Here is a 21,434-nt window from a genome sequence, read left to right on the forward strand (position 1 = left end):
ATCTAATGCATCTTTTTTATATGATGAGAGTATAGACCTTATAGAAAGTCTACATAAATACTATAGACTTTCTATAATTACCAATGGTCTTAAAGATGTCCAAGATAATAGAATACGAAAATCTATTATAGCAAAATACTTTGAAGATATCGTAGTCTCTGAGGATGTTAAGGTATCAAAGCCAGATTCTAGAATATTTGAACACGCATTAAACAATATAAAGCATACTGACAAGAGCAAGGTATTGATGTTAGGAGATAGCTTAACTTCTGATATACAAGGCGGGATCAATTTTGGTATAGATACGTGCTGGTTTAATCCTAATAAAATTGTAAATACATTAGGATTAAAACCTACTTATGAGATTTCAAATTTAATGGAGCTTAAAAGTATACTTAAAAAATAAATAAAAAAGAGAAAGAAATTGATAAACACTCAATTCCCTTCTCTTTTACATCTTCTACATCTCCTCAGGCGCTTTCATCCCAAGCAAACGTAAACCTTCTTTTAATACAATTTCCACCGCATATACGAGCGCAAGTCTACTTTCTTTTTCTGCATTTTCTTCTAAAATACGAACGTTACCATAATATTTATTAAACGCCTGCGCCACGTCTAGTAAATATTTTGCAATATGAGATGGCTCGCATTTTACAAAAGCTGTTTCAATTACTTGCGGAAAGCGATTTAACAATTTTATCACTGTCCAGCTTATATCATCAGTTAACTGTAATTTTTGTTTTTCAATATCGATATCGCTTTTTTTCAATAATGAACAAGTACGTGCATGTGTGTATTGTACGTATGGTCCTGTTTCTCCTTCAAATTTCAACATATTTTCAAGTGAAAATTCAATGTTATGCATGCGTTCGTTTTTCAAATCGTGGAAAATAATTGCGCCAACACCGACTTGCCTTGCTACTTCATCTTTCTTTTTCAAATTCGGATTTTTCTCTTCAATATTTTGTTTCGCTAGCATAATTGCTTCTTCTAGCACTTCTTCTAATAAAACAACTCTTCCTTTACGAGTAGACATTTTCTTACCATCTTTTAAAATAAGTCCGAACGGAACGTGAGCCATACCTTCTACCCACTCAAATCCTAGTTTCTTTAATACAGTGAAGAATTGTGAAAAATGCAAGCTTTGTTCTTCCCCAACAACATATAATGCTTTATCAAATTCATACGTATTTTGGCGATATAATGCAGCTGTTAAATCACGCGTTGCATAAAGAGTGGCACCATCTGACTTTTTAATTAAATATGGCGGCATTCCTTCTGCCTCTAAATTTACAACTTGTGCCCCGTCAGATTCTTCTAATAAGTGATGTTCTTCTAGAAGCGAAACAAGATCATCCATTTTATCATTATAGAATGCCTCGCCTTGGAAATTTGAGAATTCTACGCCAAGCAGTTCGTAAATACGAGAAAACTCTTTTAAAGATTCGTGACGGAACCAGTTCCATAAATATACCGCTTCTTTATTACCATCTTCTAACTTTTTAAACCAAGCACGTCCTTCTTCTTCTAACTCTGGATGCTTTTTTACTTCCTCATGAAAACGTACGTATAACTTAAATAGCTCACGAATTGTGTCTTCTCTTACAAGCTCTTCATTGCCCCATTTTTTATAAGCAGTGATTAGTTTTCCAAACTGCGTTCCCCAGTCACCAACGTAGTTAATACCGACAACTTCGTACCCACATTTTTCACATATATACTTTAATGCATTTCCAATCATTGTAGAACGTAAATGCCCCATCGAAAATGGTTTAGCGATATTAGGAGAAGAATAGTCAATCACAACTGTTTTTTCTTGCCCAAAGTACAGACGTCCGTACTCTTCCTTTTCATCCATAATTTTACATAATACTTCATTACTTACATCTTGACGATCAAAGAACACATTTACATATGGTCCAACCGCTTCCACTTTTGTAAAAAATGGGTGAGATAATTTGTCTGCTAATTCCTTTGCAATAACTGCCGGTGCTTTTTTGTATTGTTTTGCTAATGTGAAACAAGGAAAAGCGGCATCTCCAAACTCATCTTGCTTTGGCGTTTCAATTAAAGCAGCGATTTGTTGTAATGATAAACTTGGTTCTAATACTTCGAATACACGATTTGCAAACTTCATTTTATATTCCATCAGTTTCTTCCTCCTTTTTTGTTCATAAAAAAACTCGCCTCTTTTCGAAAAAAGAGACGAGTTTACACCCGTGGTACCACCCTTGTTGTTCATACTGAACCACTTTCCCGTTTATAACGAGGTTAGGGACCCCCGGCTTACTCTACTATACCGTTCAAGCAGCATCTCCGAAGTGCGCTTCATTATTTTCTCTGCACTAGGCTTTCACCGTCCCTAGCTCGCTATTGCTTCTGAAAATAATTACTCTCTTCATCTAAGATTTTCTATGCAATTTATTATAGACTATTATACATATTGTCTAATAATTAGCAAGTTTCAATTACACCAAAATGAAATTTAGAGCTTTTTCGTTTATATACAAAGAAGTTATGTTTTTCAAAGCGCGTACTACGAAAATGATCCTTTAACACAACACGTTTTCTTGCTACACGCTTAGCCTGTTCAATTGTTTCATCCGTAATATCGTTATACAGAGCAAAATGTTTTAAACCACGAATACCGTCTGATTCTATTACCGTTTCTTCAAACATCGGATCTAAATATACTACATCATAGCTTTGATCTTCACATTGTTGTAAAAAAGAGAAATGCTCCGTATGCTTTACTGTAATTCGCTGCATTGCTTCGTTAATTTCTATTACACCTGCATTCCATTGCTGTAGACCTTTTTCAATTAAATATGCCATATAGCGATTACCTTCTAATCCAGTAACTTGTCCCGCTTCTCCTACAGCATAACTTGCCACAATGCTATCAGATGCCATACCAAGTGTGCAATCTAATACTGTCATCCCTTCTTCTAACTGAGCAGCTTGCAGAAATGGATCATGTTCACCGCGCATTAATCGCTTCACGCGAAACATTGCTGAATTTGGATGGAAAAAGAACGATTCTTTCGTCCCTTGCGGAAAAATGGCTAAACGATTTTTCCCAGCAACAAGTACATCTTGTTTATATTGATCATGTAATTCATAAATAGGATGGTCATTTCTCGTAAAAAAAGAACATTGTAAATCTGCTGCTATTTTTTCAGCATATGCTGTCATCTCTTTACTTGTTCGCCCTGCTGTCGTTACAATCATTCTGCCACCTCATTACAAAGAAAAAGGGAGAAAATCTCTCCCTTTTTAGCAATGCTTTTCAAAAGCTTGTTCTAAGTTATTAATAATTTCTTCCATTGTTGCACCTTCAATTTCATGACGGTGAATAAAGTGAACTACTTCTTTACCTTTTAATAGTGCCATAGATGGTGAAGATGGCGGGATCTCATCAAAGTAAGAACGCATCATCGCTGTCGCTTCTTTATCTTGACCTGCAAATACAGTTACAAGATTGTCAGGTTGCTTCTCAGAACGTACAACCGCTTGACCAGCTGATGGACGCGCTAAGCCTGCCGCACAACCACAAACAGAGTTAACAACAACTAATGTTGTCCCCTCCGCATTTTCCATATATTCTTGCACATTTTCTGCTGTTGTTAATTCTTTAAATCCCGCGCGTACTAATTCTTGACGCATTGGGATTACCATTTGGCGCATATATTCTTCGTATGCATTTGTCATATTACCAATCTCCCCTTCAACTTTCATTCCAGATTCATCATATCACGCTCTCATAATAGACGCAAAAGAAACATCATGACTCTCTTATTTTTCCCTCGGAAGTTCGCAAACCCCATTTTTACAATGCCCAACGGGGACAATTTCCCTTTTTGTCGCAATATAATCATATAAGAAATGACCAAATCCAAAAAGAATCGATAATTTAATAAAAGGTACGATTGCCCAGTATGCAGGAATCGCTTTCGCTAAAACATCTACACTTCTAATGCCTTTATACCAACGACTATCTTTATAAATATACAGCTGTTTCTCCATATTTTGCTGCATCTCTTCTGATAAGCAATATTGCTGAACAATCTCTTCTTCGCGAAAAGAGACAAATTTGATTTTCCCCTTTTTATCTAGTTCTTTCGTTCGATTTGCAACCTTTGTACACATCGGGCACCAGCTATCATAAAAAACAAGCATGGCTATTATTCTCCTTTTCGATACTCCGTCATTTGCTTCCAAACAGAACCTTTCGCTTCTTCTCCGCCTTCAATACGTTCAAGTGCTAAGCGAGCTTGCATCGCTACCTCAAATTCTCGATCTTCCTGTGCTACGCGAAGTGCCGGAACTGCACTTTCATCACCAATTTCAAATAAGAACATTGCCGCACGCCAGCGTACAAGTTTACTTGGATCTTTTAACGCTTTAATCATCACAAACATTGCTGCTGGGTCACCGATATCTGATAGGCAGTCACCTGCTGTACGACGTACGCTTACTGATTTATCAAGTAATGCTTTATATAGTAAAGGTAATACGGCATCACCTTTTACCATTCCTAAATAAGCTGTTGCTAAGCGGCGAATTGATACTTTTTCATCTTCTAACGCTTTCTTCAGTACAGGAATATCTTCTTCTGCTGGATCCATTTGTTCAAGTGCCGCATAACGTTTTGTCCAATCAGAATCATTCATCATTTCCTCTGTTACTTTATATGGCTGACGTTTTGTAATCGTTACTTCTTTTGCTCCTGCTTGCTGTAATAATTCTTGTACAATCGCATCTACACGATCAGCTGGATATGCCGCAACAATCTCTTCCACAACTTCTTTCCCGATGTCTTCAAAGTCACCGTAGCGTGTACTTTGCTCAACCCACTTACGTTCTTTTACAACATTTGGCGCTGACATTTGCACTTTCATAATCGCTTCTTTAAAGCGATCTGGCAATCCTACGCGTTCCTCAGTTGTACCATCTGTTAGTTTCACTTGCATTGGGATTGTAAAGAACATTTGAATGAACACTTTCACTTCTCCAAAATGGGCATTTTGTTCTTGCTCGCTCTCTGCTGCGACTTCTTCCCCAAATACTGCACGAACTTGCTGTAAAATATGTTTCCAGTCATATTTCGCATTACGCTCTACCGCCAAAAAATCCGCTACATGATATACACCTTTTACACCTTCAATGTGTAAAATTTGCTGCACTCTCTCTGGAGCGTCTATTATATTATCACGTGTGTAATTATTACGTGCCCCTGCTGGTAATACTTCGTTTAAAATAACCTTCATTGTATTTGGACTTGGTGTCGGTTCAATTCCTTTAATCTTCACGAATATTGTCTCTCCTTTATTGCTGTTCTTAGCTGTATTGTAACATGTTCTGAAATGAGACTCCTACTGCGGTGCTTGCTCTTTTTTCTTCTCTAAAAAAGTAAGTCTTTCAATAACAACTTCTGTTCTATATATTCTTTTTCCGCTCTCATTATTGTATTGACTCGTATGAATATGTCCGATTATACCAACAAGTGCTCCTTTTTTGCAGTACATCGTTACATTTTCCGCTGATTTTCGCCAAATCATACAGTTAATGAAATCTGCTTGCTGCTCCCCTAAACTGTTACGAAATCCTCTATTTACCGCTACGCAAAGACGTGCATAAGCAATCCCTTGCTTTGTATAGTATAAGTCTGGATCTTTTGTTAACCTGCCAATTAACACAACTCGATTCATCATACGATTTGTTTCACCTCTTCGTTTTTTCTTTATTGTAGAAAAAACGAATCATATAGTAAAAAATGTAAAAAGATATTTTTGTATAAAAAAAACTCATCTTTATCTCTATAAAATTGCAAAAAAAATCCTGCATGATACAAACATGCAGGATTTCAGTACGTTAATCATTTTTTACAAAATAAGAAACGAAGCGTAAAATTTCTAGGTATAACCAAACTAATGTCATCATTAATCCTAATGCGCCGTACCACTCCATATACTTCGGCGCACCGCCGCGCGCACCGCCTTCAATGAAATCAAAGTCTAGCATTAAGTTTAACGCGGCAACAACAATCACAACTGCACTAACGATCATGCCAATTGTTCCACCTTGATGTAAGAATGGTACTGCCACGCCAAATAATTGTAGAACTAAAACGATTAAATACATAATCATAATCCCAAGCGTTGCTGCCATAACACCTGTACGGAACTTATCCGTTACTTTCACAGCACGCGTTGCATATAACACTAACATTGCTAGTAAAATAGAAATGGTTAGTAACACTGCATGTAAAATGATATAATCACCAAAACGTATTGTATACATAGCAGAAATACTTCCTAATACAATCCCTTCCACAGCTGCATAAATCGGTGCTGTAATTGGTGAAATACGCGGTACGAATACCGAAGCAAGCGCTACAATCGCCGCTATAATTAAAGCACCAATTAATACTGGTGGTTGCATCTTATTTTCTATCATCTGCGTGTATGCGTACACAGACGTTCCTAATAACAATATGAGCATAATAAACGTTTTACCAACTGTACCACCGATTGTCATCGCTGAAGTACTTACGCCCTCTTTCCGAAACGCCTCTTTCTTTAACATTGGATTAGATGTTCGCATGATTTCCCTCCTAAAATATTTTCTACCAATAGTGTAAATATTTTTCCTTTATTTTTCAACATATGCAGCTTGTTCTTATTTTAACCCTTCTACAATGTCAGATAGTTCACTCCAGCGCTCCATTGTTTGCTCTAATTCTCCTTCTGTTTGTTGCTGCTCTTCAGAAAGCTGCTGTGCTTTCGTATAATCAGCACCAACTTTCTCTAATTCTGCTGCAATACTTTCAATTTTCGCTTCTAACTCTGCAATCTTATCTTCAATTGTTTCCCATTCACGCTGTTCATTATAGGAAAGTTTACGTTTCCTTTGCTGTTTTGGAGCCTCTTCTACTTTCTTTTCTTTCTGCACTTCTGCTTTTAACAGTGCTTCTTGTTCTTTTTTCTCATCTAAATAATCGCTATAACTACCAAAGAAAACGCGAACGTGACCGTTACGTTCAAAAACAAAAAGTTCTTCTGCGATTTTATCAAGGAAGTATCGATCATGCGATACGGTAATCACAACACCAGGAAACTCTTCTAAATAATCTTCAAGCACTGTTAATGTTTGCGTATCTAAATCATTTGTCGGCTCATCTAGAAGCAGAACGTTCGGCTCTCCCATTAAAATGCGCAGTAAATACAATCTTCTTCTTTCACCGCCTGACAATTTATTAAGCGGTGTACCATGTGTGTGCGGTTCAAACAAGAAGCGCTCTAGCATTTGCGAAGCACTAATTGTTTTTCCATCTGTCGTATGAATGACTTCAGCTGCTTCTTTAATATATTCAATCATACGCTGATTTAAGTTCATATCTTCATTTTCTTGCGTATAGTATGCGATTTTTACTGTTTGTCCTACTTCAATCTCACCACTGTCTGGTGTGATTTTACCAGCTAGCATATTTAATAGAGAAGATTTCCCGCTACCATTTGCACCGATAATACCGATACGATCCCCTGGTTTCACAATATATTGGAAATTATGAAGAACAGTTTTATTCCCGAATGTTTTTGTTACATCTTTTAATTCAAGTACTTTCTTTCCTAATCTACTACCGCCAAGTGCAATATCAACGTTTTGTTTTGCTGTTGGTCCTTCTTTCTTTTGCAGCTCTTCAAAACGCTGAATACGTGCTTTTTGCTTCGTAGAACGAGCCTTTGCACCGCGGCGAATCCATGCAAGTTCACGGCGATATAAGTTTTGACGCTTTGTCTCCTGTGCAATTTCTTGTTCTTCTCGAAGTGCTTTCGCTTCTAAAAAGGCACCGTAATTTCCTTCATAGCTATATAACTTACCATTGTCTAATTCAAAAATACGGTTCGTTACACGATTTAAGAAATAACGATCATGCGTAACAAGTAAGACGGAACCTGTGTAACGTGATAAATATTCTTCTAGCCATTCTACTGTTTCATGATCGAGATGGTTCGTCGGCTCATCTAAAATTAATAAATCTGGTGTTTGAATAAAACATTGCGCCATCGCAACACGTTTTTTCTGTCCGCCTGATAAATTTCCTACTGCCGCAGAAAAATCAGTAATACCAAGCTTTGTTAACAACGATTTTGCATTTGCATTTGCTTCCCAAGCATTCATTGCATCCATACGCTGCTGCACTGCAAATAATGCTTCCTGCGCTTTTTCATTTGTTGGATTTTTTTCTAAGTTCAATAATGTTTGCTCATACTCACGAAGAAGACGAATTAACGGTGTATCGCCATGGAACACTTGCTCAAGTACAGTTAAATTTTCTTTAAAATCCGGTTGCTGTGATAAATAACTAATCGTATAACCACGCGTATGTGTCATTTCTCCTGTATCTGGAATTTCTACACCTGCAATAATTTTTAATAATGTTGATTTACCAGTTCCATTTACACCGATGATACCAGCACGCTGCCCTTCAGCAATACTAAAAGATAGACCATTAAATAACGGTTTCTCTCCATATGATTTGGATACATTTTCGACTGTTAACATTCTCATATTTGTGCATTCCACTCTTTCATAAATTGGTCAATAAATTGCTCCATATAGCGATGACGTTCTTCCGCCTCTTCTTTCGCTGCAGCTGTATTCATTAAATCTTTCAACTTTAACAGTTTTTCATAAAAATGATTTAACGATGGTTCATCACTTTTTCGATATTCTTCCTTCGTCATCACTTCACGCGGTGGAATTTTTGGATCATACATTAAACGTCCCTTTGCCCCTCCATAAGCAAATGTCCGGGCAATTCCAATTGCCCCAAGTGCATCAAGGCGATCAGCGTCTTGTACAATTTTTCCTTCTAACGTTGCCACAGTTCCGCCGTGTCCACCTTTATAAGACATATTGGCAATAATATGAACAATATGATCTACATCCTCTTGTATAATCTCTAATTGTTCAAGCCAATCTGTTACTTTCTTCATACCAGCTTCTTCACTTTCATTTAACTTCTCATCTGCGACGTCGTGAAGCAAAGCTGCCATTTCAATAACAAAGCGCTGCCCGCCTTCCTTCTCAGATAATGCAATCGCTAATTTATGTACACGCTCAATATGGTACCAGTCATGTCCGCTTGCATCTTTTTCTAGTATGTCTTTTACAAATGTAATCGTTTTTTCAATTTGTTCTTGTTTTTTCATAATATCTTCACCCAATTTATTATTGTAACACGCCCTCATTTTTTCATCACACATTTTCTCATCCGCCCATACTATATGTTGTAACTAGTATCATGGAGGAGGAAAAAAAATGTTTTATAACCCGCAACAGCCCTATCCACAGCAACCATACTATCAATCAAACTATGAGCAACAACCACACCAACAGTATTATTATGATTCACGTGTCCCTCAATCCAGCCCTGCAACGCCAACAGAACCAACACAACAACAAATCCAACAATATGTTTCACAATTTCAACACTTAAAACAACCTGTATTAAGCCTTGTAAAACCTTGGGTAGACTACGGTGTAAATGAAGCAAAACATACTTCCGTAGCACACGCCATGACTGAAATTGCGGCGATCACGTACTTAATTGGCCGCGGTGTAAACCCGACAGTTGCTCATTATATCGTTGAATCTTGGGAAAAAAATGAACAGTTTTAAAACTATTCATTTTGTAAAACATACAAACGATGAAAGTGCCAAGTGACCTTGTATTACAGGGATTTTGGTGCTTTTTGTTTTTCTATAATCTATTTTATCACAAAAATCTTTTTCACATTTTCTGCATATTTTTATATTGTTCATGAGCAAAATTTGATCCCAGAACCTAAAGAAAAAGCCTTTATATAGCGCTATTTAATATTAATAAAACTAGAACTTTAATTTTTTTCACATATTTTTAGAAAAAACTGTACACTCTATCCATAAGCCGTTCGAACTAGCGGCTTCACTCTTCTTGCAATGAGTAAGCGATTAGTTATAACAGCTTACTCATTGTACCAAATGACAGGCAATTCATTTTTTCCTGCCTCTTTTTAGATAAGATAGAACAATTTTTTACATACTTCTAAAAACTACTTGTATCGAAAATCTCAATACCTTTCTAACAAACTCTCCTCCGTTAACCAAACGCTGTTATAATCGACAAAATTTTAAGTTATCTGTTGTTTTTTGTATAATCCATTTCATTTTACCTACACTATCCAAGAGTCCTTTTAACAATATGAATCATTTGAGAATTACTTAACACTACTTGAATTATTTTCAATCTGACAGGATAAGCAGAAATGCTTGTCCTGTTTACAGTTCATGTATTTCCTCTACTTTTATCCACCTGAAATTTTATTTAGTATTAAAAGCTAACTTTTGTACATTATAAAAAATGTTCTTCACTACAATGTGAATACAAAAGGAGGACTAAAAATGGACAAACGAACAGAAAAAAAGGTTGAGGCTATAGCACGTAAAGCAGCAGATTTAGAAGTAGCTGAAGAGTTAACTAATCTGAGAAATCAAATTCAGCATTTACAACAAGCTCTATCCCAAAGATCTCAAACACAACAACAAAGTCAACAGCCACAACAAGGATTACAACAAGCTAATCAATTAATGCAACAGCTTCAACAATTTAGCCAACAGTCTCAACAACAGATGCAACAAGCTGATCAACAATTACAGCAAACTATTCAACAAGCGATTCAAACTTTAAACCAAGGTCTGCAATACCTTCAATCTAATCAAACATTAGGTCAAATGAACCAAGCAATTTCTCAAGCTCAACAACAAATCAAACAAATGGGTGGTCAACAAGGCCAAATGAGTAACCAGCAAGGCCAGCAAATGGGCGGTCAACAAGGGCAAATGAGTAATCAGCCAGCTCAACAAATGGGCGGCCAACAAGGCCAAATGAGTAATCAGCCAGCTCAACAAATGGGCGGTCAACAAGGGCAAATGAATAATCAGCAAGACAATTATTCAACCCAACAACAATTTCATTAAACATATCCCTAATCAAACAAGAACAAGCAAACTTTCTATCTCTTATAAGATAGTAGGAAAAATCCAATTTCTTTTTATTAGCTATAATTAACTCAAAAACATCAATGTATATTCTTGAAGGAGTACCTATCTATGGTACTCCTTTTTATGAATCTTCTATAGCCATACAAAATTTTTGTTGTATCTTCTTGTATTTTCATCTAGGACACGTATATATTATGTTGAACTCTTCTTTGCCCGCCTTCTTAAACAAGAGTACCAAGAGACCTTATTATAGAAATGTTTTAGTCCTTTTATATTTCTGCGTAACATAGTAATAACATCTATAGCAAAAACCCGATGCCTTTTTCAGACACCGGGTTTTCATTATTCTTTCTTATCATCTTTAATAGCTGTTTTGATTGTTCCTGATTTCACTTTATTCGCATCTGAGAAACGTAACAAGTCACCTTGAATAATACTATCGGACATTTTCAATTCTGTCTGTGCCCGATTAATAAGTGCTTTTGCCTCTTGTTCTGGTACTTGAACGACTTGACCACTTTTACGATCGTAGAATGTGTTATTGTAATAAATATATTTGTCTGTAATAAAGCTTCCATCACGTTCTACAACGAACGGTTCTCGCTCTGGTGAAAATAAATCATGACCAAACTCAATATCCTTAGAAGTATCAACTCCTAATAAGTGAAGAATCGTCGGTTTCACGTCAACTTCACCAGCAGGAGCAGTCATTGTTTTTCCTTCTGTTTGACCTGGAACATGAATAAATAATGGTGTACGTTGTAACTGCATGTGATCATATGGAGTAATTTCATTTTTCCCTAAGTATTGTGCCATCGCACGATTATGGTTGTCTGAAATACCATAGTGATCACCGTAGAAAACGATAACTGAGTTGTCATATATTCCAGTGTCTTTTAAACGTTGAATAAATTCTTTTAAAGCTTCATCTTCATAGCGCGCTGTAACAAAATAGTTATCTAATGTTTCGTCACCTGAATTAAATGGTTCAATCATTTTTATACTGTCATCATACGTAAATGGAAAATGGTTCGTTAATGTAAGAAAACGAGCATAGAACGGCTGTTCAATATTTTGTAATTTATCCACAGATTGATCAAAAAATTCTTTATCCTTCAATCCCCATCCTATTTTATTCTCTGGTGTAACGTTATAATCCAATTCATTATAGTAGCGATCATATCCTAAGGACGGATACATCACATTACGATTCCAGAACGTAGCATTATTCGCATGGAATACAGCTGTATAATAGCCTTGTTGATGTAAAATTTCCGGAGTTGCCATATACTCATTTCCAGCATTCGTAAAGAATACAGAACCACGATCTAATGGATATAATGAATTATCAATCATAAACTCTGCATCCGATGTTTTCCCTTGTCCTGTCTGATGATAAAAGTTTTCGAAATAATAACTTTCTTTTTTAAATTGATTTAAGAAAGGTGTAACTTCTTGACCATTTACTTTAGAATCAATTAAAAAGGACTGCGTTGATTCTAAAGAAACAACAATGACGTTCTTTCCTTTTGCCATACCATACATATTTGGATCAGGTTTTGTCTCCACTGTTTTCATATAATTCTCTGCTTCTTGAATTTTACTTCCATCAGCAAATACTTTTTGTGAGCTTGTCTTTACTTGTAATCCAAAATCATATAATTGATGAAAATATATCCCAAGATTTTTCACAATCATAACGCGGTCAAATGAACGAGTTAATAATTCCGGACGTTCCTTTTCTGCCAAACCAAGGTTTACCATAAAAATAGCAATGCTGATTAAAAAGTATAGCGACTTCATAGAGCCAGAAATACGCTCTGTTTTTGCAAATTTAGGCTTCTTTTTAGCAAGGTAAAATAAAAAGATAACATCCGCGAACATTAATAAAAACTTAATGTCTAACAAAGCTTTTATACTAGATCCTAATCCGTCCATATTCGACGTTTGCGTTAACACTGGAAGTGTAACAAAATCATTATAAAAACCATAAAACATTACATTACCAATGAGGATAATGGTCATAATAATGTCGATAATGATAGCTATATAATTCCTTTTTGGTCCCTTCGCAAATAATGCAAGCCCAATTAACACCAAAGAAGATGCTAACGGACTAATAAATAGAATGAATTCCTGCATAGGAGATTCTATCTTCAAATCAAAACTAAATCGCGTAACAATATATGTTTTTAACCATATCAAAATAGCGGTTAACAAAATAAAACGCATATTTTGAAATTGTTTTTTTAACGCTTCCTTCATCTCTCTCTCCCTTTCTGACTAGAACATTTGTTGAATGAACACATAGAATATCTCTTCATGTATTTATGGCTTCTTTCTCACCGAGACATTGTATCGAATACTTTTGTATTTCGTGTGAACTTTTTCTTTTTTTTATTAAATTAATATACAAAAAAGAAGCCCTTCTATTAGAAGCCTCTATTTTATCATAATTCCTTCAATTTGCCTTTCTAACTGTTAACATCATTATGAAAAATCACTATGAACATTTAAAACAAATGGTTAATCATTTTGTTTATTCTTTGTTTCTTGCGCCTTCGGTGTTTCTGCATGTCAGTTTTTCTTTGCTTCTATTTTTTCTTTTACTTTTTCAGCTTTATCTAAAGATTCTCCAATTTCCTTCTGTTTTTCTCTTACTTGATCAACACTATCTACCGCTTTAATTGCTTTATCAATACCTTTCTCCTCTACTGCCTTTCTTTTTTCATCTCTCGTTTCTTCTTTTTTCTCTATATCTTTTGCCTTCTGCAACATTTCTTCAGCATTGGACTTTACAGCTTTTTCAAGTGTAGCATCTTTTTTCATATATATTACTTGATTCGCATTTTCAATTGTTTGTTTATAATCCCCATCTTTTAATGCAGTAGAACCCTGTTCCATCCATTTTGCAACTTTCATATAAGTTTTTGTTTCAGCTGTAGACTTTTCTTGATTGGCTTTTTCAAACCACATAATTGCATCACTATACTTCTCATCTTTTAATGCTTTCATGCCCGCTTCAACGTGTGCATCATAATTACTCGTACTGCAACCAGCTAACATAATAAATAAACATCCTATAGTAAAAATAAATTTTCTCAAACTATTTCCCCCTACATCCTTATACTACTATATTATTTTCGAATGCTCCTATTATCAATGAAAATTCTTCTCTGCTATCTATGTTTTAAAAGGTAGCTAACAAAAAAAGAGGCTCTTCTATATCGGCCTCTTTTCTCTATATTTCCTTTTCGATCTCCATTTCTAGCTGCTCTGGTTTCGTCTTAGGTGCAAAACGCTTCACTACCTCGCCGTCACGCCCCACTAAAAATTTCGTAAAATTCCACTTTACCGCTTTCATCCCTAATAGCCCTGGCGCTTGCTCCGTTAAATAGTGAAATAACGGATGCGTGTTATTCCCTTTTACATCTATTTTTGCGAACATCGGGAACGTCACACCATAATTTAGTTCACAAAAACTCGTAATTTCATCTTCTGTGCCTGGCTCTTGACCTCCAAATTGATTACATGGGAATCCGAGTATTTCAAAACCTTGCTCCTTATATTTTTCATACAAAGCTTGCAATCCTTTATATTGTGGTGTAAAACCACATTTACTGGCAACATTCACAATTAACACTACTTTTCCTTCATAATCACGTAATGACTTTTCTTCCCCTGTTATTGTTTTTGCAGAAAAATCATAAATTTTCATGTCCTTTTCGCTCCTATCATGTAACTCTCACTTTCATCATAAGACGCTTTCTCTGTATTGTCTAATGTGAACGCCTTATTTTTGTTCAAAAATTTGTCACAACTAACTAGACATTTTTCTTGGAAAGTTTTACAATAAAAGTGTGAACAAAATGTGACAGTTTATCTTCTGAATTGTGACATTTTCAATTCCATTATTACAAATAAGGATGGTGTTGATAATGAAAACTGCACAAAGTGAAAAGCTTTCTAATCGCGAATTTTATTTCGTACTATACATGATGATGTTACTTGTCTTAGGATGGTTTATGGATGTTAACGGTATTTTCTTAAGCAAATACTTTACACTAGCAGGAATGATTACTGTTCCAGCAATTGGTGGTCTTGTCGGATACTTTATTATGTCTCTTAACAAACAACAAAATAACTAAACATATTACATAAAGGCAGAAAACGATGTTTCGTTTTCTGCCTTTTCTTTTATAATAAAAGAAAAGAATAGTAAATTATAAGGAGTGATAAGTTTGAAAAAAGTAGAGAAAATATCTTCACGGTTATATATCATCGACGATTACGACTTACAGCATGAACAACGTACAGGTACATATGTCTTACTCGGTGATGAAATCACTATAATTGAAACGTGCGCTGCACCTTCTCTTCCTTATCTTTTAGATGGATTACAACAATTAAATATACAGCTTGTCGATATTAAAAATATTATTGTCACACACGTTCATCTTGACCATGCTGGTGCTGCTGGCCTAATGATGGAGAAATGCCCCAACGCAACGCTATTCGTTCATTCTCGAGGCGCTCGTCACATGATTGATCCGACTAAACTCATTCAAGGTGCAAAAGCTGTATACGGAGATTCATTTGATAAACTTTTTCACCCCATTTTGCCTATTCCAGAAGAACGTGTTCACATCGTGCAAGATGGTGAAACACTGAATATCGCAAAAGATCGAACGCTTACATTCTATGATACACCTGGCCATGCAAAGCATCACATTAGCATTCATGATTCCTTAACAAATGGTATATTTACAGGTGATACGATTGGTATTTACTACCGTCAATTAGCTGAACTAGGTGTTGAGCTTTATTTACCAACAACATCACCTACACAGTTTCAACCAGAAGCTATGTTAGCTTCAAAAGACCTCATTCAAAATATGAATGTCGATTTCATTTATTTCGGTCATTATGGTGCCTCTTCTCATGTCTCGGAAATCGGCGCTCAGCTAGAACATTGGCTCCATATTTTTGTTGAAACTGGAAAGCAAGTATTTGAAAGAGAACAAAACTTTGAAAAAGCAAGCCATCAACTGTCCACTTTATTGCTGGAAAAAGTGTCATCGCACCTTACGAAAAAAGGCGTCCCAGCAACACATTCTATTTATGATTTGTTGAAACTTGATATGGAAATTAGTGCGATGGGAATTATTGATTATTTGATGAAACAGGAACAATCAGAAACAACTATAAAGTAAAACTTTCATCATTATTTTTCATTTCCGCTGATGATTACAATTTTAAAATTTTCATTAAAAGTGTCTTACATTGGCTTTTCAGTACAAAACCTCTTCCTAACCACTAACCAATCTACACCTAAATGATAATGAAAAAGACGCGGCTACGTAATATTCGTAGCCGCGTCTTTTTTATTTATCTAGGCTTCTTCTTCCCATTAAATGCAGGTTTCTTTTTCTTTGGAGCTTTCGGTTTCGATTCAACAAATGATCCTTTAAACATTTCTTGCTTGTTGAACTGAATACCTAACTTCTTCGCAAATTGAAGTAACTTCTTCTCTTCTTGCAGTGTTACAAGCGAAACGACTGTCCCTTCTTTACCCATACGTCCTGTACGTCCTGAACGATGAATATATTGATCGAGTGTATCTGGTAATTCTAAATGAATAACATGTGTTAAATCATCAATATCTAATCCGCGTGCCGCAATATCTGTCGCTAATAAGATTTCTACTTTTCCTTGACGGAATGCGCGCATCGTTGCTTCACGTTCTTGTTTGTTTGCTTCTGCATGAAGAGCTGCTGCTTTCATCTTACGGAATTTCAATTTTTCAGCAATTTCATCTAAACGGAATGGATCATTTAAAAAGGCAACTGCTTTTACATCGCCAGTATGCATAATTCTTCTAATATACTCGTTCTTTTCACGACGCTCGCAAACGATATACGTATGCTCAACAAGACTCTTCGTTTCCGTACGTTTTACGCGAATCAATTGCGGTTCAACGGCAAAATCACGCGCTACTTCCTCTGCATCTTTTGTCATTGTTGCAGAGAAGAATACTACTTGACGATCACGCATTGTCGATTTAATTACATCGGACACAGCATCTATCATCTTTTGTTTTACGATTTGATCAAACTCATCAAATACAATTGTTTTCACTTCATGCATTTTCAATTTCTTCATGCGGATTAGTTCTAAAATACGTCCAGGTGATCCAACGATCACTCGTGGATGTTTCTTTAACTTCTCTACTTGACGCTTAATATCCGCGCCGCCAATTAAAGATGCACCTGAAATATCAGTTCCCGCCGTAAACTTTTGCACTTCTTCATGAATTTGCATCACAAGTTCACGCGTCGGTGCTAAAATGACTACTTGAGGTTGTTTCACTTCAGGATTAATTTTATGTAAAAGTGGCAATAAATACGCTAATGTTTTACCTGTCCCAGTTGGGGATTCAGCAATAACATCTTGTCCTTCTAGAATAGTTGGAATAGCTTGCTTTTGGATTTCAGTAAACTCTTTAAAACCAGCCTTCTCCCAAGCTTGTTGCAAAAATGGTTGCATATCTTTTATCATTTCTTTTTCTCCTTTATCTCTATTTTTGAAGAAATTGTTGTATTATTCGCATCGTTTCTATCATATGAGAAATAACAGCTATTAAGTCATCAACATGGTCTTCTGTAATCACTTTTTGAAATAAAATTTCTACCTTATTATGATATGAAATCGCTTGCTTATTATATTCATATGAAATTTGCTGCGTAATCATTCGTTCTTTTCCCCATATGGATTGTAGCAACGCTTCAATTTCTTGACAATCTTTTTCTGGATGCTTCAAAGAAAATGCAAAGAAAAGCTTCATTTCACAGCCAGGCACAAAATACGGTACCTCTAATATCTCACCTGATAAATTTTCTGCATTAACTGATAATAAAAATGTTGCTTCTACTAGTGACTCTATATATTCTTTCAGTTGAAACGAAATGGTATATGTACGACTAAACGACGCTAGATCCATTATATCTTTTCGGTCAGTTACAATGATGTCACCATGCAAATCAAAATCATATACAGCTCCTTCAACAATAACTTTTAAATTTTCAAAAGCAGTTGGATCAAACATATATTCCTCCAAAAAACAAGCGCCTTTCCATCGAAAGGCGCCTCGTGATGTACGTATAGTTTACCGATAAAAGAGAAGAAATACAACCTTTTAGAATAAACCTACTGCTTTTCCATCTTCATTTACGTCCATTTGAAGAGCAGCTGGTTTCTTCGGAAGTCCTGGCATTGTTAGCATTGTTCCTGTTAACGCTACGATAAATCCAGCACCAATAGATGGTTTTAACTCACGAATTGTTACAACAAAATCAGATGGACGTCCTAATTTTGTCGCATCGTCAGAAAGAGAGTACTGTGTTTTTGCCATACAAATTGGCAAGTTGCCCCATCCTTCTCCCGCAAATTGCGTTAATTGCTTGCGAGCTTTTGGTGCAAATTCAATATCTTTTGCACCGTATACTTTTTGAGCAATTGTACGAATTTTTTCTTCTAATGGAAGTTCTAAATCATATAAAGGTGCGTATTTATTTTCACCTTTTTCAATTACTTTTAATACCTTCTCTGCTAGGTCAACACCGCCTTGACCACCTTTTTCCCATACTTCTGTTAATGATACTTCGTAACCGCGCTCACCGCACCAATTTTGTAAGTACTCTACTTCAGCATCTGTATCTGTAATAAATTTGTTGATTGCAATAACAAACGGAACACCAAATTCTTGAATGGTTTCAACGTGTTTTTGTAAGTTTTCCATACCTTTTGCTAACGCATCAACATTTTCTTCTTTTAACTCATCTTTCGCTACGCCGCCATGCATTTTAAGAGCACGAATTGTCGCAACAATGACAACTGCTTCTGGTTTAATACCTGCTGCACGCGCTTTAATGTCTAAGAATTTTTCAGCACCTAAATCTGCACCAAAACCAGATTCCGTAATCACATAATCACCCAGTTTAGCTGCCATTGTCGTTGCAATTACGCTGTTACAACCGTGTGCGATGTTGGCAAATGGTCCACCGTGAATAATTGCCGGTGTATTTTCTAACGTTTGTACTAAGTTTGGCTTTAATGCATCTTTTAATAGAAGTGTTAATGCACCTTCTACACCTAAATCTTTTACTGTTACAGGCTCATTATCCATATTGTAGGCTACAACAATACGAGCTAAACGTACTTTTAAGTCTTGTACATCTGTCGCTAGACAGAATACAGCCATAATTTCAGATGCAACTGTAATATCAAAACCATCTTCACGCGGTACACCTTGTACTGGTCCACCTAGACCAATTACAACATTGCGAAGCGCACGGTCATTTAAATCTACACAGCGCTTCCATACAATTTTACGTGTATCGATGCGAAGGTCATTTCCTTGTTGAATATGGTTATCGATAAATGCTGCAAGTGCGTTATTTGCAGTTGTAATCGCATGAATATCGCCTGTAAAGTGAAGGTTAATGTCTTCCATTGGTACGACTTGCGAGTAACCACCGCCCGCTGCACCGCCTTTTAATCCCATAGTTGGTCCAAGAGATGGTTCACGAAGTGCAATAACTGCTTTTTTACCAATTTTATTAAAAGCTTGCCCTAAACCAACTGTTACAGTTGATTTCCCTTCCCCTGCTGGAGTAGGGTTAATCGCTGTAACTAAAACAATTTTTCCATCTTCTTTTTCTTGTAAGCGCTTAAAAATATTAAGAGATAACTTCCCTTTATAATGGCCGTATGGCTCTAATTCTTCTTCTAAAATGTTTAATTCTGATGCAATCTCTTGGATTCTCTTCATGCTTGCTTCTTGTGCAATTTCAATATCAGATTTTACTGTAGTAGTTGCTGTCATATTCCCTAGTCCCCCTTTAATTGTTTCTGAAAATATTGTATCAGTTTTTTGTATTTTCTGCACTTATAATCCTCCTATAAGTTACTTCTTTTGAAACATAAATACCCACATAAATGTTAAAGCTTGCTGCAATTCAAGCGGAAGTTGTCCAATCATCTTTTCGCTTACGCCACGCTTATATACGCCCATTCCATCTATTAAATTGAACCCTTGTTCCTGTGCAAGCTTTTGAAATTCCCACGGCATCATCGTATTACAAATAACATCTTTTCCATATAGACGTGGATAGCTATTTTCACGTGGCTTTGCTGTTGGTCCTAAAATGGCAATACATGCAAAACCTTCTGGCGCTAATACTCGCTTTATTTCTTGCAATGCTTGAAGTGGCGCTTCCGTCCATTCTAATGAATTTACTGCTAAAACTGATGCAAACTCCTCATCTTGAAACGGTAATGAAGTAAGATCTCCTACTATAAACGATAAATTAGGACCCTCACCGCGCTCTTTTCCTTTTTCAATCATTTGCTCTGATAAATCAATACCACAGGCTTTGTAACCAGCTTTATTTAATTTGTATGTGCCATATCCATCTCCGCACCCTACATCAAGAACAGTTGCCCCGTTTTGTATGTATTTTTGGAAAAATGGAATAATTTCACTACGGCTGCCACTATCCCACATTTCTTGACTATTTTGATTCCAAAAATCAGCATTATTATCCCATTTCTGCTGCGCTGCTTCATGCCAATTAAATTTTGTCATTATTGTCCCACCTTTACATTTTACATCTATTTAAAAGTCATTCTACATCATTTTACATTATTCCTGTTTATTCTTAAGGAGAGATGGATAACATAGCAATGGACAATCACTTTCTCCATTTTTTATTTGTTTGGATATAAATAACAGGCATGCTTTTTTTCTTTATAAAAAATACTAAACATACCCTAAATCGAAAGAGAGGGCTATTCATTGCCAAAGAAACGAACGCATCATTTAAAAAGCGGAGAAAAACAGGAAGAATATGCGGTAGAAATCACCCCTCAGCGCCTTCCAATTAGACGTCGTCGTAAAGAAATCGATAAAGAAGAAGACAGAACAGACATTGGTACAATTGTTGGGTACATCGCATTATTTCTCTCTTTATTTTCAATTGCTTTCTATCCTATTACATTTGGATCTCTTTCCATCTTAATTGGGCTTCTCGCTGTTCGTTATGAAGCAAAAACACTTGGATATACAGCTATTGGCTTTGGAGGATTTTCTCTACTTTTCAGTTTATTATATCCTCTCTTCTTATCAGCCTTTTAAAAGGCGCTTTCTTATAAAGAACTAAAACAAAAAATATTTGCAAACTAAAAAAGGAGTGAATCTTCACTTCTTTTTTAGCTTGCAAATCTATCACCTTCATTATTGCGTTTTATAACTGAGTAAATTATTCATTCTAAACTTAGAGGATTGTCCATTTCAGATGCCCTCAGGTTACATATAATTTATTAAA

General features: G+C 35.9%; 21 protein-coding genes, 1 pseudogene and 1 other annotated feature. Of the genes and pseudogenes, 6 read left to right on the plus strand and 16 right to left on the minus strand.

Annotation, left to right across the window (positions count from 1 at the left end):
• A partial coding sequence (locus tag LRP84_RS17235; protein ID WP_230576191.1) for an HAD-IA family hydrolase occupies positions 1-406 on the plus strand: 406 nt, incomplete at its 5' end.
• A 54-nt stretch (positions 407-460) separates the two neighbouring features.
• Here LRP84_RS17235 and argS read toward each other — a convergent pair.
• The 9 genes from argS to LRP84_RS17280 form a co-directional block, all read right to left on the minus strand.
• A complete protein-coding gene (argS, locus tag LRP84_RS17240) occupies positions 461-2,149 on the minus strand; it encodes an arginine--tRNA ligase (RefSeq protein ID WP_230576192.1) in 1,689 nt (562 codons plus the stop codon).
• A gap of 49 nt (positions 2,150-2,198) precedes the next feature.
• Positions 2,199-2,414, minus strand: a binding site (T-box leader).
• A 40-nt stretch (positions 2,415-2,454) separates the two neighbouring features.
• Positions 2,455-3,231: a class I SAM-dependent methyltransferase gene (locus tag LRP84_RS17245; protein ID WP_230576193.1), complete on the minus strand. Its 777-nt coding sequence runs from the start codon at positions 3,229-3,231 to the stop codon at positions 2,455-2,457.
• Between the two features lie 45 nt (positions 3,232-3,276).
• Positions 3,277-3,711 (minus strand): BrxA/BrxB family bacilliredoxin, encoded by a 435-nt coding sequence (locus LRP84_RS17250; protein ID WP_230576194.1) that lies wholly within the window; start codon positions 3,709-3,711, stop codon positions 3,277-3,279.
• A gap of 84 nt (positions 3,712-3,795) precedes the next feature.
• A complete protein-coding gene (locus LRP84_RS17255) occupies positions 3,796-4,179 on the minus strand; it encodes a thiol-disulfide oxidoreductase DCC family protein (RefSeq protein WP_230576195.1) in 384 nt (127 codons plus the stop codon).
• A 5-nt stretch (positions 4,180-4,184) separates the two neighbouring features.
• Entirely contained in the window at positions 4,185-5,312 is a 1,128-nt protein-coding gene (locus tag LRP84_RS17260; RefSeq protein ID WP_230576196.1) for a conserved virulence factor C family protein, read from the minus strand.
• A 63-nt stretch (positions 5,313-5,375) separates the two neighbouring features.
• Positions 5,376-5,714 (minus strand): single-stranded DNA-binding protein, encoded by a 339-nt coding sequence (locus LRP84_RS17265; RefSeq protein ID WP_230576197.1) that lies wholly within the window; start codon positions 5,712-5,714, stop codon positions 5,376-5,378.
• A gap of 160 nt (positions 5,715-5,874) precedes the next feature.
• The gene (locus LRP84_RS17270; protein ID WP_230576198.1) at positions 5,875-6,606 is read right to left on the minus strand and encodes a Bax inhibitor-1/YccA family protein; all 732 of its coding nucleotides are present in this window, start codon (positions 6,604-6,606) and stop codon (positions 5,875-5,877) included.
• 75 nt (positions 6,607-6,681) lie between these two features.
• On the minus strand, positions 6,682-8,574 hold the full coding sequence (locus LRP84_RS17275; RefSeq protein ID WP_230576199.1) for an ABC-F family ATP-binding cassette domain-containing protein: 1,893 nt from the start codon (positions 8,572-8,574) through the stop codon (positions 6,682-6,684).
• Positions 8,571-9,218 (minus strand): HD domain-containing protein, encoded by a 648-nt coding sequence (locus tag LRP84_RS17280; protein WP_230576200.1) that lies wholly within the window; start codon positions 9,216-9,218, stop codon positions 8,571-8,573. The genes LRP84_RS17275 and LRP84_RS17280 overlap by 4 nt, the downstream gene beginning before the upstream one ends.
• A gap of 121 nt (positions 9,219-9,339) precedes the next feature.
• Here LRP84_RS17280 and LRP84_RS17285 point away from each other — a divergent pair.
• Positions 9,340-9,687 (plus strand): annotated as a pseudogene (locus LRP84_RS17285) (hypothetical protein); the annotation flags it as partial.
• Positions 9,688-10,449: 762 nt separating this feature from the next.
• The gene (locus tag LRP84_RS17290) at positions 10,450-11,025 is read left to right on the plus strand and encodes a hypothetical protein (protein WP_230576201.1); all 576 of its coding nucleotides are present in this window, start codon (positions 10,450-10,452) and stop codon (positions 11,023-11,025) included.
• Positions 11,026-11,391: 366 nt separating this feature from the next.
• On the opposite strand, the gene LRP84_RS17295 is transcribed toward LRP84_RS17290, so the two are convergent.
• The 3 genes from LRP84_RS17295 to LRP84_RS17305 all read right to left on the minus strand — a co-directional run bounded on the left by LRP84_RS17295 (position 11,392) and on the right by LRP84_RS17305 (position 14,767).
• Positions 11,392-13,314 carry an LTA synthase family protein gene (locus LRP84_RS17295; RefSeq protein ID WP_230576202.1) on the minus strand — a complete coding sequence of 641 codons (1,923 nt, stop codon included), beginning with the start codon at positions 13,312-13,314 and terminating at the stop codon, positions 11,392-11,394.
• A gap of 312 nt (positions 13,315-13,626) precedes the next feature.
• Positions 13,627-14,115 (minus strand): hypothetical protein, encoded by a 489-nt coding sequence (locus tag LRP84_RS17300; RefSeq protein WP_230576245.1) that lies wholly within the window; start codon positions 14,113-14,115, stop codon positions 13,627-13,629.
• A gap of 175 nt (positions 14,116-14,290) precedes the next feature.
• Entirely contained in the window at positions 14,291-14,767 is a 477-nt protein-coding gene (locus tag LRP84_RS17305) for a glutathione peroxidase (protein ID WP_230576203.1), read from the minus strand.
• 208 nt (positions 14,768-14,975) lie between these two features.
• On the opposite strand from LRP84_RS17305, the gene LRP84_RS17310 reads away from it, so the two are divergent.
• Both LRP84_RS17310 and LRP84_RS17315 read left to right on the plus strand, forming a co-directional pair.
• Positions 14,976-15,197, plus strand: coding sequence for a DUF3925 family protein (locus LRP84_RS17310; RefSeq protein ID WP_230576204.1), 222 nt, complete (start codon positions 14,976-14,978; stop codon positions 15,195-15,197).
• 93 nt (positions 15,198-15,290) lie between these two features.
• Positions 15,291-16,262 carry an MBL fold metallo-hydrolase gene (locus tag LRP84_RS17315; protein ID WP_230576205.1) on the plus strand — a complete coding sequence of 324 codons (972 nt, stop codon included), beginning with the start codon at positions 15,291-15,293 and terminating at the stop codon, positions 16,260-16,262.
• 175 nt (positions 16,263-16,437) lie between these two features.
• On the opposite strand, the gene LRP84_RS17320 is transcribed toward LRP84_RS17315, so the two are convergent.
• The 4 genes from LRP84_RS17320 to LRP84_RS17335 form a co-directional block, all read right to left on the minus strand.
• Positions 16,438-17,607, minus strand: a complete 1,170-nt coding sequence (locus LRP84_RS17320) for a DEAD/DEAH box helicase (RefSeq protein WP_230576206.1) — start codon at positions 17,605-17,607, stop codon at positions 16,438-16,440.
• 19 nt (positions 17,608-17,626) lie between these two features.
• A complete protein-coding gene (locus LRP84_RS17325) occupies positions 17,627-18,154 on the minus strand; it encodes a hypothetical protein (RefSeq protein WP_230576207.1) in 528 nt (175 codons plus the stop codon).
• Positions 18,155-18,244: 90 nt separating this feature from the next.
• Positions 18,245-19,933 (minus strand): formate--tetrahydrofolate ligase, encoded by a 1,689-nt coding sequence (locus LRP84_RS17330; protein ID WP_302850618.1) that lies wholly within the window; start codon positions 19,931-19,933, stop codon positions 18,245-18,247.
• A gap of 81 nt (positions 19,934-20,014) precedes the next feature.
• The gene (locus tag LRP84_RS17335) at positions 20,015-20,695 is read right to left on the minus strand and encodes a class I SAM-dependent methyltransferase (RefSeq protein WP_230576209.1); all 681 of its coding nucleotides are present in this window, start codon (positions 20,693-20,695) and stop codon (positions 20,015-20,017) included.
• A gap of 210 nt (positions 20,696-20,905) precedes the next feature.
• Between LRP84_RS17335 and LRP84_RS17340 the strand changes: the two genes are divergently transcribed.
• Positions 20,906-21,244 (plus strand): permease, encoded by a 339-nt coding sequence (locus tag LRP84_RS17340; protein ID WP_230576210.1) that lies wholly within the window; start codon positions 20,906-20,908, stop codon positions 21,242-21,244.
• Positions 21,245-21,434: the final 190 nt, after the last annotated feature.

Origin of the sequence: Bacillus rhizoplanae (assembly GCF_917563915.1) — a bacterium.
Lineage (GTDB): Bacteria > Bacillota > Bacilli > Bacillales > Bacillaceae_G > Bacillus_A > Bacillus_A rhizoplanae.

Bases quoted from the DNA above. Each gene is read 5' to 3' on its own strand.
- LRP84_RS17250 (WP_230576194.1), bottom strand. From the start codon at position 3,711: ATGACAAATGCATACGAAGAATATATGCGCCAAATGGTAATCCCAATG.
- LRP84_RS17295 (WP_230576202.1), bottom strand. From the start codon at position 13,314: ATGAAGGAAGCGTTAAAAAAACAATTTCAAAATATGCGTTTTATTTTG.
- LRP84_RS17330 (WP_302850618.1), bottom strand. From the start codon at position 19,933: ATGACAGCAACTACTACAGTAAAATCTGATATTGAAATTGCACAAGAA.
- LRP84_RS17310 (WP_230576204.1), top strand. From the start codon at position 14,976: ATGGTGTTGATAATGAAAACTGCACAAAGTGAAAAGCTTTCTAATCGC.
- argS (WP_230576192.1), bottom strand. From the start codon at position 2,149: ATGGAATATAAAATGAAGTTTGCAAATCGTGTATTCGAAGTATTAGAA.
- LRP84_RS17255 (WP_230576195.1), bottom strand. From the start codon at position 4,179: ATGCTTGTTTTTTATGATAGCTGGTGCCCGATGTGTACAAAGGTTGCA.
- LRP84_RS17270 (WP_230576198.1), bottom strand. From the start codon at position 6,606: ATGCGAACATCTAATCCAATGTTAAAGAAAGAGGCGTTTCGGAAAGAG.
- LRP84_RS17245 (WP_230576193.1), bottom strand. From the start codon at position 3,231: ATGATTGTAACGACAGCAGGGCGAACAAGTAAAGAGATGACAGCATAT.
- LRP84_RS17335 (WP_230576209.1), bottom strand. From the start codon at position 20,695: ATGACAAAATTTAATTGGCATGAAGCAGCGCAGCAGAAATGGGATAAT.
- LRP84_RS17290 (WP_230576201.1), top strand. From the start codon at position 10,450: ATGGACAAACGAACAGAAAAAAAGGTTGAGGCTATAGCACGTAAAGCA.
- LRP84_RS17305 (WP_230576203.1), bottom strand. From the start codon at position 14,767: ATGAAAATTTATGATTTTTCTGCAAAAACAATAACAGGGGAAGAAAAG.
- LRP84_RS17300 (WP_230576245.1), bottom strand. From the start codon at position 14,115: ATGTTAGCTGGTTGCAGTACGAGTAATTATGATGCACACGTTGAAGCG.
- LRP84_RS17325 (WP_230576207.1), bottom strand. From the start codon at position 18,154: ATGTTTGATCCAACTGCTTTTGAAAATTTAAAAGTTATTGTTGAAGGA.
- LRP84_RS17280 (WP_230576200.1), bottom strand. From the start codon at position 9,218: ATGAAAAAACAAGAACAAATTGAAAAAACGATTACATTTGTAAAAGAC.
- LRP84_RS17320 (WP_230576206.1), bottom strand. From the start codon at position 17,607: ATGATAAAAGATATGCAACCATTTTTGCAACAAGCTTGGGAGAAGGCT.
- LRP84_RS17275 (WP_230576199.1), bottom strand. From the start codon at position 8,574: ATGAGAATGTTAACAGTCGAAAATGTATCCAAATCATATGGAGAGAAA.
- LRP84_RS17265 (WP_230576197.1), bottom strand. From the start codon at position 5,714: ATGATGAATCGAGTTGTGTTAATTGGCAGGTTAACAAAAGATCCAGAC.